Annotated in this window: 13 protein-coding genes and 1 pseudogene; 6 read left to right on the top strand and 8 right to left on the bottom strand. The window is 73.1% G+C overall.

The window, feature by feature from the left end; genetic code table 11:
* Positions 1 to 198 (top strand): annotated as a pseudogene (locus DKT68_RS22350) (feruloyl esterase); the annotation flags it as partial.
* A gap of 58 nt (positions 199 to 256) precedes the next feature.
* Here DKT68_RS22350 and DKT68_RS22345 read toward each other — a convergent pair.
* The gene (locus DKT68_RS22345; protein ID WP_109819360.1) at positions 257 to 1,156 is read right to left on the bottom strand and encodes a TIGR01777 family oxidoreductase; all 900 of its coding nucleotides are present in this window, start codon (positions 1,154 to 1,156) and stop codon (positions 257 to 259) included.
* Between the two features lie 324 nt (positions 1,157 to 1,480).
* On the opposite strand from DKT68_RS22345, the gene DKT68_RS22340 reads away from it, so the two are divergent.
* Positions 1,481 to 2,332, top strand: a complete 852-nt coding sequence (locus DKT68_RS22340; protein WP_109819359.1) for an NmrA family NAD(P)-binding protein — start codon at positions 1,481 to 1,483, stop codon at positions 2,330 to 2,332.
* 27 nt (positions 2,333 to 2,359) lie between these two features.
* Here DKT68_RS22340 and DKT68_RS22335 read toward each other — a convergent pair whose 3' ends face one another.
* On the bottom strand, positions 2,360 to 3,358 hold the full coding sequence (locus DKT68_RS22335) for an aldo/keto reductase (protein ID WP_109819358.1): 999 nt from the start codon (positions 3,356 to 3,358) through the stop codon (positions 2,360 to 2,362).
* 56 nt (positions 3,359 to 3,414) lie between these two features.
* Between DKT68_RS22335 and DKT68_RS22330 the strand changes: the two genes are divergently transcribed.
* Positions 3,415 to 3,789: a MerR family transcriptional regulator gene (locus DKT68_RS22330; protein WP_109819357.1), complete on the top strand. Its 375-nt coding sequence runs from the start codon at positions 3,415 to 3,417 to the stop codon at positions 3,787 to 3,789.
* A 58-nt stretch (positions 3,790 to 3,847) separates the two neighbouring features.
* Here DKT68_RS22330 and DKT68_RS22325 read toward each other — a convergent pair whose 3' ends face one another.
* The 3 genes from DKT68_RS22325 to DKT68_RS22315 form a co-directional block, all read right to left on the bottom strand.
* Positions 3,848 to 4,339, bottom strand: coding sequence for a hemerythrin domain-containing protein (locus DKT68_RS22325; protein ID WP_236647031.1), 492 nt, complete (start codon positions 4,337 to 4,339; stop codon positions 3,848 to 3,850).
* A 92-nt stretch (positions 4,340 to 4,431) separates the two neighbouring features.
* Entirely contained in the window at positions 4,432 to 5,772 is a 1,341-nt protein-coding gene (locus tag DKT68_RS22320) for a low temperature requirement protein A (protein ID WP_109819355.1), read from the bottom strand.
* Positions 5,773 to 5,817: 45 nt separating this feature from the next.
* A complete protein-coding gene (locus DKT68_RS22315) occupies positions 5,818 to 6,387 on the bottom strand; it encodes a TetR/AcrR family transcriptional regulator (RefSeq protein ID WP_109819354.1) in 570 nt (189 codons plus the stop codon).
* A gap of 141 nt (positions 6,388 to 6,528) precedes the next feature.
* Between DKT68_RS22315 and DKT68_RS22310 the strand changes: the two genes are divergently transcribed.
* Complete coding sequence (locus DKT68_RS22310) at positions 6,529 to 7,464, top strand: SDR family NAD(P)-dependent oxidoreductase (protein WP_109819353.1); 936 nt, start codon at positions 6,529 to 6,531, stop codon at positions 7,462 to 7,464.
* A 112-nt stretch (positions 7,465 to 7,576) separates the two neighbouring features.
* On the opposite strand, the gene sucB is transcribed toward DKT68_RS22310, so the two are convergent.
* A complete protein-coding gene (gene sucB / locus DKT68_RS22305; protein ID WP_109819352.1) occupies positions 7,577 to 9,424 on the bottom strand; it encodes a 2-oxoglutarate dehydrogenase, E2 component, dihydrolipoamide succinyltransferase in 1,848 nt (615 codons plus the stop codon).
* A gap of 67 nt (positions 9,425 to 9,491) precedes the next feature.
* Positions 9,492 to 10,883 carry a dihydrolipoyl dehydrogenase gene (gene lpdA / locus DKT68_RS22300; RefSeq protein WP_109819351.1) on the bottom strand — a complete coding sequence of 464 codons (1,392 nt, stop codon included), beginning with the start codon at positions 10,881 to 10,883 and terminating at the stop codon, positions 9,492 to 9,494.
* 178 nt (positions 10,884 to 11,061) lie between these two features.
* On the opposite strand from lpdA, the gene DKT68_RS22295 reads away from it, so the two are divergent.
* Entirely contained in the window at positions 11,062 to 11,391 is a 330-nt protein-coding gene (locus tag DKT68_RS22295; protein ID WP_109819350.1) for a hypothetical protein, read from the top strand.
* A 55-nt stretch (positions 11,392 to 11,446) separates the two neighbouring features.
* On the opposite strand, the gene DKT68_RS22290 is transcribed toward DKT68_RS22295, so the two are convergent.
* A complete protein-coding gene (locus tag DKT68_RS22290; RefSeq protein WP_109819349.1) occupies positions 11,447 to 13,021 on the bottom strand; it encodes a leucyl aminopeptidase in 1,575 nt (524 codons plus the stop codon).
* A 161-nt stretch (positions 13,022 to 13,182) separates the two neighbouring features.
* Here DKT68_RS22290 and gcvT point away from each other — a divergent pair, with 161 nt between their 5' ends.
* On the top strand, positions 13,183 to 14,313 hold the full coding sequence (gene gcvT, locus DKT68_RS22285; RefSeq protein WP_109819348.1) for a glycine cleavage system aminomethyltransferase GcvT: 1,131 nt from the start codon (positions 13,183 to 13,185) through the stop codon (positions 14,311 to 14,313).
* Positions 14,314 to 14,376: the final 63 nt, after the last annotated feature.

Raw genomic sequence — 14,376 nt, 5'->3', positions numbered from 1 at the left:
ACCCCCACCCCGACGCCGACCACGCCGGTGACCTGCGTGACCGCCAGCAACTACGCGCACGTCGGCGCCGGTCGGGCGTACCAGTCCGGCGGCTACGCCTACGCCAACGGCTCCAACCAGCGGATGGGCCTCTACAACACCTTCTACACCAGCGCCCTCAAGCAGACCGGCCCCAACTACTGGGTCGTCGGCTGCTGATCCCACCGCCCCCGGCGAGAGGGCCCTTCCCGACCCGACGGGAGGGGCCCTCTCCACGTCAGTCGGTGAGCGCGGCGCGCAGAGCGCTGGGCAGGTCCGGGTGGTGGTAGGTGAACCCGGCCCGGGTCAGCACGGCCGGCAGGACGCGGGTGCTGGTGAGGGCCTCGTGGGCGAAGCCGCCGAGCACCACCTTCAGCGCCAGCCCCGGGATGGGCATGATCGCCGGGCGGTGCAGCTGCCGGGCGAGCTCCCGGGTGAACTCGGCGTTGGTGGCGGGGGTCGGACCGACCATGTTGACCGGGCCGGCGATGTCGTCGGAGTCGAGCAGGAAGAGGGCCGCCCGCAGCCAGTCGGCCATCGAGATCCACGGCCACCACTGCCGGCCGCCGCCCAGCGGGCCGGAGATGCCCAGCCGCATCGGCAGCAGCTGCGGCTTGAGCATGCCCCCGTCACGGTGCAACGGCAGGCCGATGCGCAGCCGCACCACGCGTACCCCGGCGTCCTCGGCCGGCCGGGTCGCGGCCTCCCAGACCCGGCAGACGTCGGCCAGGAAGCCCTCGCCGGCCGGCGCGTCCTCCTCGACCACGCGGTCGCCGGTGTTGCCGTACCAGCCCACGGCCGACGAGTTGAGCAGCACGCGCGGCCGGTCCGCGGCCGGTAGGCCGGCGATGGTGCTCGCCAGCGTGGTGGTGCTGTCCACCCGGCTGGAGCGGATCAGCCGCCGGTAGCCGTCGTTCCACCGCTTGTCGCCGACCCCCGCGCCGGCGAGGTTGACCACCGCGTCGGCCCCGGCGACCGCGGCCGGGTCGAGCTGCCCGGCGGCCGGATCCCACCGCCGCTCCCGCGGGTCGCGCGGCGGCCGACGGACCAGCCGGGTGAGCTGGTGCCCGTCGGCCGCGAGCCGGTCGGCCAGCCGGGTGCCGAGGAAGCCGGACGCGCCGGCCAGAAGGATCCGCATGGCCCCCATCTTCGTCCAGAACGCCGCCGGCGGCTGCGCGGGGCGGCCAAGGGCGCGGGCTGCGCAGCACCTCGGCGCAGAAATCTGCGCCGATTCCGCCGGTCGCCTGGAAAGCGCAGGTCAGTGGGCGTCCCGGGCACCGAAAAAAGGCCGCCCGCGCATTCGGCGGCCGGCGCGTTTCCGCAGGTCAGAGCGAACGTGAATACGTTGTTCGCGATTGCTTCCGGCGTCGGTCCGGCTGACCATGAGCCATTCGAGTACGCCCCCGAATGACGGGGTTCTCGCCGCATGCCCGCCGTCGAGCGACCCCGAGGAGGAGGAGTCATGCCGATCCTGGTGACCGGAGCGACCGGGACCGTCGGAGGCAGCCTGGTACGGCAACTCGTGGCCGCCGGCCACGACGTACGCGCGCTGACCCGGAATCCCGCCTCGCCGGCGGCCGCCGCCCTTCCCGCAGCCGTGGAGGTGGTGGCCGGCGACTTCGCCAGGCCCCACACCCTGGCCCCGGCGCTGCGCGGTGTGACCCGGATGCACCTGGTCGCGATGGACGGCTACGGGCCACTGACCACCGGGCCGGAGATCCTTGAGCTGGCCCGGCAGGCCGGCGTCCGCCGGATCACCCACCTTGGCCACAACGATCCGAGCAGGGCCGACGACGACCCCATCGAGGCGCCCCACCGGCCGCTGCACCGGGCCATCGAGACCTCGGGCCTGGAGTGGACGCACATCTTCCCCGGTGAGTTCATGGCGAACACCCGGGACTGGGCGGCCGGCATCCGGGCCGAGGGGGTGGTCCGGGCGCCGTTCGGGGACTGGGCCAGCGCCCTGGTCCACGAGGCCGACATCGCCGCGGTCATCGTGGTCGCGCTGACCGAGGACGGCCATGCCGGCCGCGTGTACCAGCCGACCGGGCCGGAGCCTGTTCGCCGCCGGGACGCGGTCCGGCTGATCGGCGAGGCGATCGGCCGCCCGGTCCGGTTCGACGAGCTGACCCCGGAGCAGGCCCGGGAGCACTGGCAGGGCCTCTATCCGGCCGAGGTGATCGAGTGGTTCCTGGAGATGGGCCGGTATCTCGACGGCAACGCCTGGGTGGCCCCGGACGTCGAGCAGGTGACCGGACGCCCCGGGCGCACGTTCCGGCAGTGGGCCGTCGAGCACGCCGACGACTTCCGCTGACGGCGCCCGGGGCGCGCACCGGTCCGGTCAGGCGGCGTGCACCGGGCGCAGGTCGGCGAGCAGGCGCTCCACCTCGGCGTACGCCTCGGGGCTCAGCGGGCCGAGCGCCAGGGTGGCCAGGTTCTCCACGGCCTGCGCCACCGTGCGCAGACCGGGGATCGGCACGGTACGCGGGCTGCGGGCCAGCAGCCAGCCCAGCGCGCCCTGCGCGAGGGTCCGCCCGTCGGCGGTGAGCGCCGCGCGGACCTGCTCCACCCGGGCCGCCCAGCGCGGCGTCGGCCGGCCATCGGTGAACCATTCCAGCCACTCCGGCGCCCGCCCGCGCACGTCGTCCGCCCCGACGGCCCGGGTCGACCCGGTGAGCAGCCCCATCGCCAGCGGCCCACGGTTGAGGCTGGCCAGGTCGTGGCCGTCGCAGACCGCCAGCACCGCCGCGTTGTCCCGCAGCACCGACTCGTCGTGCTGGATGGCGGCGCAGTGCGGGCCGGCCGCCGCGAACGCCTCCGCCGAGGCGGGGTCGTCGGTGCTCCAGCCGTACGCCCGGATCTTGCCCTGGTCGACCAGGTCCTCGAGGGTGCCGACCAGGTCGAGCGCGGCGGGCACCGGCAGTTCGTTGATGTGCAGCTGGTAGAGGTCGACGTGGTCGGTGCCGAGCCGGCGCAGCGAGTCCTCCAGGCTGCGTACCGCGAAGGCCGGGCTGGCGTCGGTGCCGAGCGCCCGCCGGGTGGCCTCGTCGCTGACGTTGCCGAACTTGGTGGCGATCACCGCGTCGTCCCGCCGGCCGGCCAGGGCCCGGCCGAGGATCCGCTCGCTGTGCCCCGCGCCGTAGTTGCTGGCCGTGTCGAAGAGGGTCACCCCGAGGTCGAGCGCCCGGTGGATGGTGCGGATCGACTCGTCGTCGTCCACCTCGCCCCAGCCGAACGGCTGCCCGCCGTCGCCCCAGAGCGGGCCGCCGATCGCCCAGCAGCCCATTCCGATCGCGCTCACCTCGATGCCGCTGCGTCCCAGCGTCCGTGTCGTCGTCATGCGGATCAGCCTCCAACCTGGAGTGCGCTCCAGGTCAAGCACTAGCATCTCGGGGCATGACCGGTTACGCCCCCTCGGAGGCCGCCCGGCGCAGCGGCTTCAGCCTCGACACCCTGCGGTACTACGAGAAGATCGGCCTGCTCGCCGACGTGGGCCGGACGTCGGGCGGCCAGCGCGTCTTCACCGACGACGATCTCGGCTGGCTGGTGTTGTTCCGCTGCCTGCGCGACACCGGCATGCCGATTGCCCAGATGTGCCGCTACGCGCAGCTGGCCCGGGAGGGCGAGCACACCGCCGACGAGCGGCGGGAGCTGCTGGAACGGCACGCGGTGCGGGTCGAGGAGCAGATGCTCCTGCTCCAGCGCCAGTACGACCACCTCCGGGAGAAGATCCGCTTCTACGAGCAACTGCCCGGCTCGGGGTCGGCATAGGCCACCCCGGCCGGGCGGGCCCCGTTCCGCCGGGGGGAGACCGTCGTCGGCAGCCGGGTCACCCCGGCGCGGTCAGCCCGAGGAGCTGCTCCGCCGTACCCGGTCGGCCGGTGAGCGCGTTCAACGCGGTGACCAGCTTCTTCTCCTCGTACCGGAAGTGTGACTCCAGCAGCGCGGCCAGACCGTCCAGCTCCGCCCGCAGCTGTGCCACCGGCAGCGGCGTGGGGTCGGCCAGCAGCCCCTCGATCCGGCCGAGGATCACCGCGACCACCTCGTGGTCGGTGATCAGGTTGGCGAGGACCGGGCGCAGCTCCGGGACCTGGTCGGCCAGCAGCCGGAAGGCGCCGTCGTCCTCGCCGGTGTGGTGCCGGCCGAGCGCGGTGCAGAAGGTGACGCAGTGGGCCCGCAGGTCCCGGGACGGGCGGACGGAGCCGTCGGCGTCCAGGCCTGCCCGGAGGCGGGCCAGTTCCGCGCCGAGCCAGAGGTGGATCTCGATCATCTGATTGCCGACGGCGGCGAGCCGGTCGGCCGGTGAACCGGTCGGGTGCACGTTCGTCCCATGCTGTCCCCGCGCCTCCATGCCCACGGCGGCCTTCGTGCCGGGTGCACCGCGACGCTGGGCCGGAGCCTATCCCGGCGGAGTCACGGCGTGGTGGGCTCGTCGGGTTCCTTGAGGTCGTGCCAGCTGGCCCGGAAGTCGGCCTCGTGGGCCTCGTGGACGGTCCGTTCCTGGAAGACGGCGGCCCGCAGCGCGTGCCGGGAGTTCGACATCACCAGCACCTCGACGGCCACCAGCCCCACGCAGATCGCGGTGAGGAGGGCGAGCGCGCCCAGCGCCGGCAGGTGCTGCCCGATCGGGAGGGTGGCCGCCAGCACCACCAGCACGCCGACCCGGGTCCAGGTGACGGTGTGCAGGGTGCGCAGCTGGAACAGCATGTTCGCGGCGAGGTAACAGATCACCCCGCCGAAGAGCATCGGCACGGCGGGCCCCTCGATGTGTTGGCCCGCTCCGCCCTCCGGGTCGGTGATCTGGTGCAGGATCTCCTCGCTGCCGATGGAGAAGAGGATCACCGCCGCGATCATCGGCAGGTAGAGGTACGCGTACGCGTCGCGGGCCATCGCCACCCGGGGGGCGCCCTCCGCCGCGTGCAGGGCGATCCGGGCGGCCGGGCCGATGAAGTCGAAGTGTGCCCACCACAGGGCGGCGGTGAAGAAGATCCCGAGCGTGGCGGCGGCCACCGCCGGCCAGGTGACCGGCTTGCCGACGAGCAGGTTGCCGCCGACGCCCACGGAGATGATCGACTCGCCCAGCGCGATGATCAGGATGAGGTCGTAGCGCTCGGTCCAGTGCTCGGCGCTGGTCACCCCCCAGCCCCAGGTGCCGACGATGAAGCCGGTGGCGTACTGGACCAGCACCACGGTGATCCACAGCCCGTCCCGGACCATCGCGGCCTGGTCGGGGTCCGCGATCTGCGGCGGGATCAGCGCGGCGGCCAGCAGCAGCACGATGCTCGCCGCCAACTCCGGGGCGAAGCGACGCAGTTGGCGGCGTTCCTGCGGGCTGTCCCGCACCACATGTTGATAGAGGATCATGTGGACGGCCCGGACCACGACGTAGCTGATGGCCACCAGCATCGGGCCGGCAGCCCCGCCTTTCGGGTCGTTGAACGCCTGCGGCAGCGCCAGCGCGAACGCGAACAGGGCGGCCATCGCGATCACCATGAGCACCGGGACGTAGCCCTCGCCGAGCCGGACCCGGGTGGCGACCAGGCTGTGCACCACCCAGATCCACCAGAGCACGGCGAGCACCAGCCCGGCGTGCAGGAGCTGACGGCCGGAGATGTTCGCGGCGGTCGCCCGGGTGATGATGAAGAACGAGAAGACGAAGACCAGGTCGAAGAAGACCTCGAACTTGTCCACCCGGGCGCCGGGGGCGATCGGGACGGCGGGTCCCAGTCGCCCACGCCGCCGGTAGCCACCCACGGTCCCACTCTGGCAGCGTCCGGCCTGGCCCGAGGCCGGAACGGGTCAGCCCGCGCGGTGGTGCCGCAGACCGTCCATCAGCAGGTCGAGCAGCCGGTCGGCCTGCGCCCGCTCACCGGCGGCCAGGGAGATCCCGCTCAGGTTGACCAGGACGTCACCGGCGTCGACGTCGGCCCGGATGGTGCCGGCCGCCACGCCGGCCGCGAGCAGGCGGCCGAGCGCCTCCAGCAGCCGGTCCCGGCTCTGCGCGTACGGGTTGGCGCCGGAGGCGATCACGAGGCGGAGAGCGTCGGCCATCCCGCGTTTGGTGGCCAGGTAGTCGATGAAACGGGACATCCAGCCCCGCAACGCCCGGTCCGGCGGAAGGTGGTCGAGCAGGTCCGGCGCGGCGTCGCAGAGTTTGCCGAGCTCGTTGCGGTACGCCGCCTCGACCAGCGCCTCCCTGGTGGGGAAGTGACGGTAGAGGGTGCCGATACCGACCCCGGCCTCCCGGGCGATGGCGTCGAGCGTTACCTCCGGGCCGGGGCGGGAAAACGCCTGGACCGCGGCCTCCAGCAGCCGCTCGCGGTTGCGCAGCGCATCCGCCCGCAACGGACGGGGGCTGGTCTCCGGCACGTCTCCTCCTCGCCTGGCACGGGCTCACCCCGAAGTGGTATCCGGAGGGCTCTCCGGTTAGTGTCGAACGTAGCGGAGGATCCTCCGCTTCCATCGTAGTGGCGGGCCGGTCGGTCCGCCCCACCCGGACAAGGATGGATCATGACGACGAGCACCCCGATCACCACACCGTTCACCCATGACTCCACCGCCATGGACGTGATCCAGGGCGTGGACCTCGGCGGCCGGCGGGCGATCGTCACCGGCGGGTCGTCCGGCATCGGCGTCGAGACCGCCCGCGCCCTGGCCAGCGCCGGCGCGGAGGTCACTCTGGCCGTCCGCAACACCGACGCCGGGCAGCGCGCCGCCGACGACATCACCGCCAGCACCGGCAACGACCGGGTCCTGGTCGCCCCACTGGACCTCGCCGACCAGGGCTCGATCGCCGACTTCGTGGCCAACTGGGATGGCCCGCTGCACATGCTGGTCAACAACGCCGGCATCATGGCCGCGCCCGAGATGCGGACCCCGCAGGGCTGGGAGATGCAGTTCGCCACCAACCACCTGGGGCACTTCGCGCTCGCCACCGGGCTGCGGCCGTCGCTGGCCGCCGCCGAGGGGGCCCGGATCGCCTCGGTCAGCTCCGCCGCCCACCTGCGCTCGCCTGTGGTCTTCGAGGACATCCAGTACGAGCGCCGGCCGTACGAGCCGTGGCAGGCGTACGGGCAGTCGAAGACGGCGAACGTGCTCTTCGCCGTGGAGGTGACCCGGCTCTGGGCCGACGACGGCATCGTGGCCAACTCGCTGATGCCCGGGGCGATCCAGACCAACCTCCAGCGCTACGTCACCGAGGAGGAGCTGAACCGGTTGCGCTCGGGCAACGCGGCGGCCTGGAAGACCGTTGAGCAGGGCGCCGCCACCTCGGTGCTGGTCGCCGCGTCGCCGCTGATCGACGGGGCCGGCGGGCGGTACTTCGAGGACTGCCAGGAGGCCGGGCCGGCCGCGCCGGGCGAGCGGCGCGGCGTCGCCCCGTACGCGCTGGACCCGGAGGCCGCCGAGCGGCTCTGGCAGGTCTCGACCGCGCTGCTGAAGGGCTGAGCGCGCGAGCGCCCGCCCGGCCCCGGCCGGCGCTCGCCCGTCAACGGCCCCTGAACGGCGCGAAGGGCGCCCCGGTCGACGACCGGGGCGCCCTTCTCGATGGGCTCGGGGATCAGGCCAGGCCCAGCTCGGCCTCGAAGTTGCCGGCCTCCAGCCGCTCCTTGACCGCGGTCAGGAAGCGGGCCGCGTCGGCGCCGTCGATCAGCCGGTGGTCGTAGGACATGGCCAGGTAGACCATCGACCGGACCGCGACGACCTCACCCAGCTCCGGGTCGTTGACCACGACCGGCCGCTTGACCACGGCACCCGTGCCGAGCATCGCCGACTGCGGCGACGGCACGATCGGGGTGTCGAAGAGCGCCCCCCGGCTGCCCGTGTTGGTCAGCGTGAAGGTCGCCCCGGCGAGCTCGTCCGGGCTGATCTTGTTGGTCCGGGTCCGCTCGGCCAGGTCCGCGACCCGCTTGGCGATGCCGCCCAGGTTGAGGTCACCGGCGTTGTGGATGACCGGCGTCAGCAGACCCCGCTCGGTGTCCACCGCGATGCCGAGGTGCTCCGCCCCCGGATAGGTGATCGTGCCCTCGGCGAGGTCCATCCGGGCGTTGACGATCGGGTACGTCTGCAGGGCCTCGACGGCGGCGAGCGCGAAGAACGGCAGGAAGGACAGCTTCACGCCGTGCCGCTGCTGGAAGGAGTCCTTCGCCTGCGCCCGCAGCTTGGCGACCCGGGTGACGTCCACCTCGACCACCGTGGTCAGCTGCGCCATCTCGTGCAGGGACTCGTGCAACCGGGTGGCGATGGCCTTGCGGATGCGGGGCAGCTTCTCGGTGGTGCCCCGCTTGCCGCTCGGCTGCGGCTTCGCGGCCGGCTTGGCCGGAGGCGCCGCCGGGGCCGCGGCGGCCGGCTGCGGCGCGGCGGGAGCGGCCTTGGCCGCCTTCGCCTTCTCGGCCGCCTCCAGCACGTCCTGCTTGCGGATCCGGCCACCCACGCCGGTGCCGTTGAGCGAGGACAGGTCGACGCCGTGCTCGCTGGCCAGCTTGCGCACCAGCGGCGTGACGTAGCCGGCGGCCTCCTCGCCGCCACCCTGCGCGGGGGCGGACGGGCGCTGCGGCGTCGGGGTCGGCGCGGACGGCTGGGCGGCCTGCTCGGCCTTCGCCGGCTGCGCGGCCTGCTCGGTCTCCGCGGCCGGCTCGTTGTACGACATGCCGGGGGTCGGCTCCTCGACCTTCGGCTCCGGCTTCGGCTCGGCCTTCGGCGCTGCCGCCGCAGGCTCGGGCTTCGGCTCGGGCTTCGCCGGTGCGGGGGCCGCGCCGGCGACGCCGATGATCGCCAGATCGGCGCCGACGGCCGCCGTCTCGTCCTCGGCGACCTTGATCTCCAGGACCGTGCCGGCGACCGGGGACGGGATCTCCGTGTCGACCTTGTCGGTGGAGACCTCCAGCAGCGGCTCGTCCACCTCGATGGTCTCGCCGACCTGCTTGAGCCAGCGGGTGACCGTACCCTCGGTGACGCTCTCGCCCAGGGCCGGCATCTTCACCGCGGTGCCCTCGCCGGAACCGGTCGCGGCGGGGGCCGGCGCCTGCTCCTGGGCCGGCGCCTCGTCCTGTGCCACCTCGTCGGCGGTGCCCTCGGCGGCGGCCGTCGGCTCGGCGGCCGGCTCGACCGACTCGGCCGGGGCCTGCTGCTGCTCCTGCGGGGCGGCTTCGCCGCCACCGGCCGACTCGCCCTCACCGGCGATGACGGCGAGCTCGCTGCCGACCTCCGCGGTCTCGTCCTCGCCGACCACGATCCGGCTCAGCACGCCCGCCGCGGGCGACGGGATCTCGGTGTCGACCTTGTCGGTCGAGACCTCGAGCAGCGGCTCGTCGACCTCGACCGTGTCGCCCTCCTGCTTGAGCCAGCGAGTGACGGTGCCCTCGGTGACGCTCTCGCCGAGCCGGGGCATGGTGACCGATACCGGCATTTTCTGAGACTCCTTCATTCCCCTGGTGGGATCTTCGCCCGTCGCCGGACGCCGCGGGTTGTCGTGGTCAGGCGTGCGCGTGCAGCGGCTTGCCGGCGAGGGCCAGGTGCGCCTCGCCCAGGGCCTCGTTCTGGGTCGGGTGGGCGTGCACGAGCTGCGCGACCTCCGCCGGGTAGGCCTCCCAGTTGTAGATGAGCTGCGCCTCGCCGACCAGCTCACCCACCCGGGCGCCCACCATGTGCACGCCGACCACCGGGCCGTCGTCCACCCGGACCAGCTTCACGAAGCCGGCGGTCTTGAGGATCTGGCTCTTGCCGTTGCCACCCAGGTTGTAGTTGTACGTCTTGACCTTGTCGGCGCCGTACTGCTCCTTGGCCTTCGCCTCGGTCAGGCCGACGGACGCCAGCTCCGGGTCGGAGTAGGTGACCCGCGGGATGCCGACCTCGTCGATCACGGCCGGGTTCTGGCCGGCGATCTCCTCGGCGACGAAGATGCCCTGCTGGAAGCCGCGGTGCGCGAGCTGGAGGCCCGGCACGATGTCGCCGACCGCGTAGACGTTCGGCACGCTGGTGCGCAGCCGCTCGTCGGTCAGCACGTAGCCGCGGTCCATCTTGACGCCCTGCTCCTCGTAGCCGAGGTTGGCGGTGTTCGGGCCGCGACCGACGGCGACGAGCAGCAGCTCGGCCTCGACGGTCTCGCCGCCCTGGATCGTCAGCTTGACGCCGTTCTCGGTCTTCTCGACCTTCTCGAACGGCTTGCCGACCTTGAAGTTGATCTTCCGCTTGCGGAACGCCCGCTCCAGCGCCTTCGACGACTCCTCGTCCTCGGCGGCGACCAGCCGGGGCAGCGCCTCGACGATCGTCACGTCCACCCCGAAGGACTTCCACACGCTGGCGAACTCGACGCCGATCACACCGCCGCCGAGCACGATGACCGACGAGGGAACCCGGTCCAGGGTGAGCGCGTGGTCGCTGGTGATGATCCGCTCGCCGTCGACCTCCAGGCCGGGCAGGCTCTTGGCGTACGAGCCGGAGGCCAGGATCAGGTTGCGGCCGGTGTAGCGCTTGCCGTCGACCTCGACGACGTTCTTGCCGACCAGCTTGCCGGCGCCGGCCACGAGGGTGATGTTCTTCGCGCCGCCCACCAGGCCCTGCAGGCCCTTGTACAGGCGGGAGACGACACCGTCCTTGTACGCGTTGACCCCGGCCATGTCGATCCCGACCAGCTCGGCCTTCACACCGAACTGCTCCGACTCGCGGGTCTGGTCGGCGATCTCCGCGGCGTGCAGCAGAGCCTTCGTCGGGATGCAGCCGTTGTGCAGGCAGGTGCCGCCCAGCTTGCCCTTCTCGATCAGCGCGACGGAGAGATCCAGTTGGGCGGCGCGCAGCGCCGCCGCGTAGCCGCCGCTGCCACCTCCGAGGATGACGATGTCGAAGGTTGCGTCGTTCGGCTCGCTCACGTCCAACTCCCAGGTCGCGTCACTGCATCGGGGGTCACGGAGGGGTAACACGGACACACCCCACCTCGGTCATCTTGTCACCACTGGGCACAGGGTGCGTACTGAGGTGCCCAACGACACGTCGGCGACACGTACCCTTGGCACCGTTGTCGATGACGGAGCGTGGGGGAGAGGTCCGGTGGGGTTGTTCCGCCGCCGCAAACAGGCGCGTGTGCCCAGCCACGACCGCGCGGCCGATCGTGGCGATCTGGATCATCTGGAGAACTTCATCCGGAGCCGGCGCGGCGTCGAGGCGTACATCGAGCCGAGGACGACGGTGACCGAGACCACGGTCATCCTGATCGCCGACGACGGGGAGTGGACGCGCCGCCGCATCGACGGCCCGGACGGCGCCCGGCGCTTCGCGTACCGGATGGGCATCCCGGTGTACGACGTCCGGCTGATGGGCTACCCGCAGCGGATGCGCGACTTCAACGAGCGCCGCAAGCGCCGCCCCGAGCGGTACTGAAACGCGACCGGGGCGCCCCCGCACGGGGGCGCCCCGGTCATCGGGCTCGCGACGGTCAGCCGTTGACGGCGACGTCCTCGACCAGCTGCACCAGGGTGCGGACCGGCACGCCGGTGCCGCCCTTGGTCCAGTAGCCGGTCGGCTCGCCGGAGTGGTAGCCCGGCCCCGCGATGTCGATGTGCGCCCAGGCCACGTCGTCGGTCACGAACTCGCGCAGGAACACGCCGCCCTGCAACATGTGACCGGCCCGGTCCATCCCGGCGTTGACCTGCGAGATGTCCGCCACGTCGGAGTCCATGCCCTTGCGCACGTCGTCCGGCAGCGGCATCGGCCAGGCCGGCTCGCCGACCGAGTCGCCGACCGTCCGGACCCGCTCGCACAGCTCCGGGGTGCCCATGACGCCGGCCACGCGCTTGCCCAGCGCGATGACCTGGCCGCCGGTCAGGGTGGAGGTCTCGAACAGGTAGTCGGTGCCGTCCTCGCAGGCGCGGGCGATCGCGTCGGCCAGGATCATCCGGCCCTCGGCGTCGGTGTTGAGCACCTCGACCTTCTTGCCGCTGTACATGCTGATCACGTCGCCCGGCCGGTAGCTGGTGCCCGACGGCATGTTCTCCGCCATCGGCAGGTAGGCGTTGACCGCCACCGCCGGCTTCAGGGCGGCGATCGCCAGCATGGCCGCGCCCACCGCCGCGGCGCCCGCCATGTCGGACTTCATCTCCCACATGCCCTGCGAAGGCTTGATCGAGATGCCGCCGGTGTCGAAGGTGATCCCCTTGCCGACCAGCGCGACCCGCTTGCCGCTGCCACCACCCTCCGGGGTGTAGGTCAGCTTCACCAGCCGCGGCGGGGCCTCCGAGCCCTGCCCGACCGCCACGATGCCGCCGTACCCGCCGGCGGCCAGCGCCGCCTCGTCCAGCACCTCGACACCGAGGCCCGCCGCGCGGGCGGCCTCGGCCACCGCGTCGGCGAACGACGGCGGACGCAGCTCGTTCGGCGCGGTGTTCACCCAGTCCCGGCTGAGCCGGACCGCGCCGGCCACCGCCTGCGCCCGGTTGATCTCCGCCACGGCGCCCGCGTCGCCGGCGTCCGGCACCGCGACCAGCACCTCGGCCACCGGCTCCCGCCGGGTCGGCTGCGGCCGGGTCTTGTAGCCGGCGAACCGGTACCCACCGAGCAGCGCGCCCTCGGCGACCGCGCGCAGCGCCGCCGGCGCGGCGGCGTCGTCCGGCAGCGGCATGGCCAGCGCCACCTTCGACGCGCCCGCCAGGGCCCGGATCGCCGCGCCGGCCGCCCGGCGCAGGGTCTCCGGGGCCGGGGCGGCGCCCGACGGCTCCGGGCCCAGCCCGACCGCGGCGACCAGCGGTGCGGTCACCGTGCCCAGCGTGGCGAGCTTGATCACCTCGCCCGGGCCGCCGGTCGCGCCGAGCAGCGCCAGCGTCTCGGTCAGCTTGCCGTCGAACGCGGCGGCGATGCTCTCCGCGCCGCTGGCGAGCAGCAGGGTGCCGGCGAGGCCGCTGGTGGCGCCCTGCTCTCCGGTCTGGCTGTGCACGCCGATCACGATCGCGTCGACGGCGAGCTCCGCCGGGTCGGTGTCGACCAGGCTCAGGGTGGTGGTGCGGGGCGATGTCACTGAAGCTACTCCGGGCGGGCCGGGCCGGCCGCGTCGTCGCGTACCGGCGATGAAGGTCTCCGGCGGAACCTACCCGCCGGACGTCAGGGCTGTCCCGTCGATGACGCCGACGAGTCCCGCCGATGCTAACCAGCGCGGTTGCCCCCGGTAAGTTGCCACCCATGACCCACGTGACCTCCGACGCCGCCGCGACCCGGCTGCGCCGTTCCCCGCTGCACGAGCGGCACACCGCCGCCGGCGCCAAGTTCGCCCCCTTCGGGGGCTGGGAGATGCCGCTGGAGTACGCCGGCGGCGGGGTGCTCAAGGAGCACACCGCGGTGCGGAGCGCGGTGGGGGTCTTCGACGTGTCGCACCTGGGCAAGGCCCGGGTCAGCGGCCCCGGCGCGGCCGAGTTCGTCAACGCCTGTCTCAGCAACGACCTGGGCCGGATCGAGCCGGGCCGGGCGCAGTACACGCTCTGCTGCGACGACGCCACCGGCGGCGTGGTGGACGACATCATCGCCTACCTCTACGCCGACGACCACGTCTTCCTCATCCCGAACGCGGCGAACACCGCCGAGGTGGTGCGCCGGTTGCGCGCCGCCGCGCCGGAGCGGGTCACCGTCACCGACGAGCACGAGGCGTACGCGGTGCTGGCCGTGCAGGGGCCGCGCTCGGCGGAGCTGCTGGAGGCGCTCGGCCTGCCCACCGAGCACGGCTACATGAGCTTCTCGGCCGCCGACCTGACGGGCGTCGAGCTGACGGTGTGCCGCACCGGCTACACCGGCGAGCTGGGCTACGAGCTGGTAGTGCCGTCCGAGCACGCGGTCCGCGTGTGGGACGCGCTCTTCGCCGCCGGCGAGGCCTTCGGTTTGCGCGCCTGCGGGCTGGCCGCCCGGGACACGCTGCGCACCGAGATGGGCTACCCGCTGCACGGCCAGGACCTCTCCCTGGACATCACTCCGGTGCAGGCCCGCTCTGGCTGGGCCGTGGGTTGGGACAAGCCCGCCTTCTGGGGCCGCGACGCGCTGCTCGCCGAGAAGGCCGCCGGCCCCCGGCGTACGCTGCGCGGCCTGGTGGCCGTCGACCGGGCCATTCCGCGCCCCGGCATGACCCTGCACGTGGGCGACACCCAGGTCGGCGAGGTGACCAGCGGCACCTTCTCCCCGACCCGCAAACAGGGCATCGCGCTGGCCCTGCTGGACACCGACGCCAAGCTCGCCGACGGCGACCTCGTCGAAATCGAGATCCGCGGCCGCCGCGCCCCCATGCAGATCACCAAACCCCCGTTCGTCACCCCCTCAGTCAAGTAACCCCCCAGGCGCCCCGGGCCCCCACCCGGGCGCCTGGGGGGTTACTTGACTGAGGGGGTGACG

This window comes from Micromonospora acroterricola, from assembly GCF_003172955.1.
Classification (GTDB): domain Bacteria; phylum Actinomycetota; class Actinomycetes; order Mycobacteriales; family Micromonosporaceae; genus Micromonospora; species Micromonospora acroterricola.
This window is presented reverse-complemented; position numbering and strand designations above follow the sequence as displayed.

Bases quoted from the DNA above. Each gene is read 5' to 3' on its own strand.
- DKT68_RS22340 (WP_109819359.1), top strand. From the start codon at position 1,481: ATGCCGATCCTGGTGACCGGAGCGACCGGGACCGTCGGAGGCAGCCTG.
- DKT68_RS22330 (WP_109819357.1), top strand. From the start codon at position 3,415: ATGACCGGTTACGCCCCCTCGGAGGCCGCCCGGCGCAGCGGCTTCAGC.
- gcvT (WP_109819348.1), top strand. From the start codon at position 13,183: ATGACCCACGTGACCTCCGACGCCGCCGCGACCCGGCTGCGCCGTTCC.
- DKT68_RS22345 (WP_109819360.1), bottom strand. From the start codon at position 1,156: ATGCGGATCCTTCTGGCCGGCGCGTCCGGCTTCCTCGGCACCCGGCTG.
- sucB (WP_109819352.1), bottom strand. From the start codon at position 9,424: ATGCCGGTATCGGTCACCATGCCCCGGCTCGGCGAGAGCGTCACCGAG.
- DKT68_RS22310 (WP_109819353.1), top strand. From the start codon at position 6,529: ATGACGACGAGCACCCCGATCACCACACCGTTCACCCATGACTCCACC.
- DKT68_RS22335 (WP_109819358.1), bottom strand. From the start codon at position 3,358: ATGACGACGACACGGACGCTGGGACGCAGCGGCATCGAGGTGAGCGCG.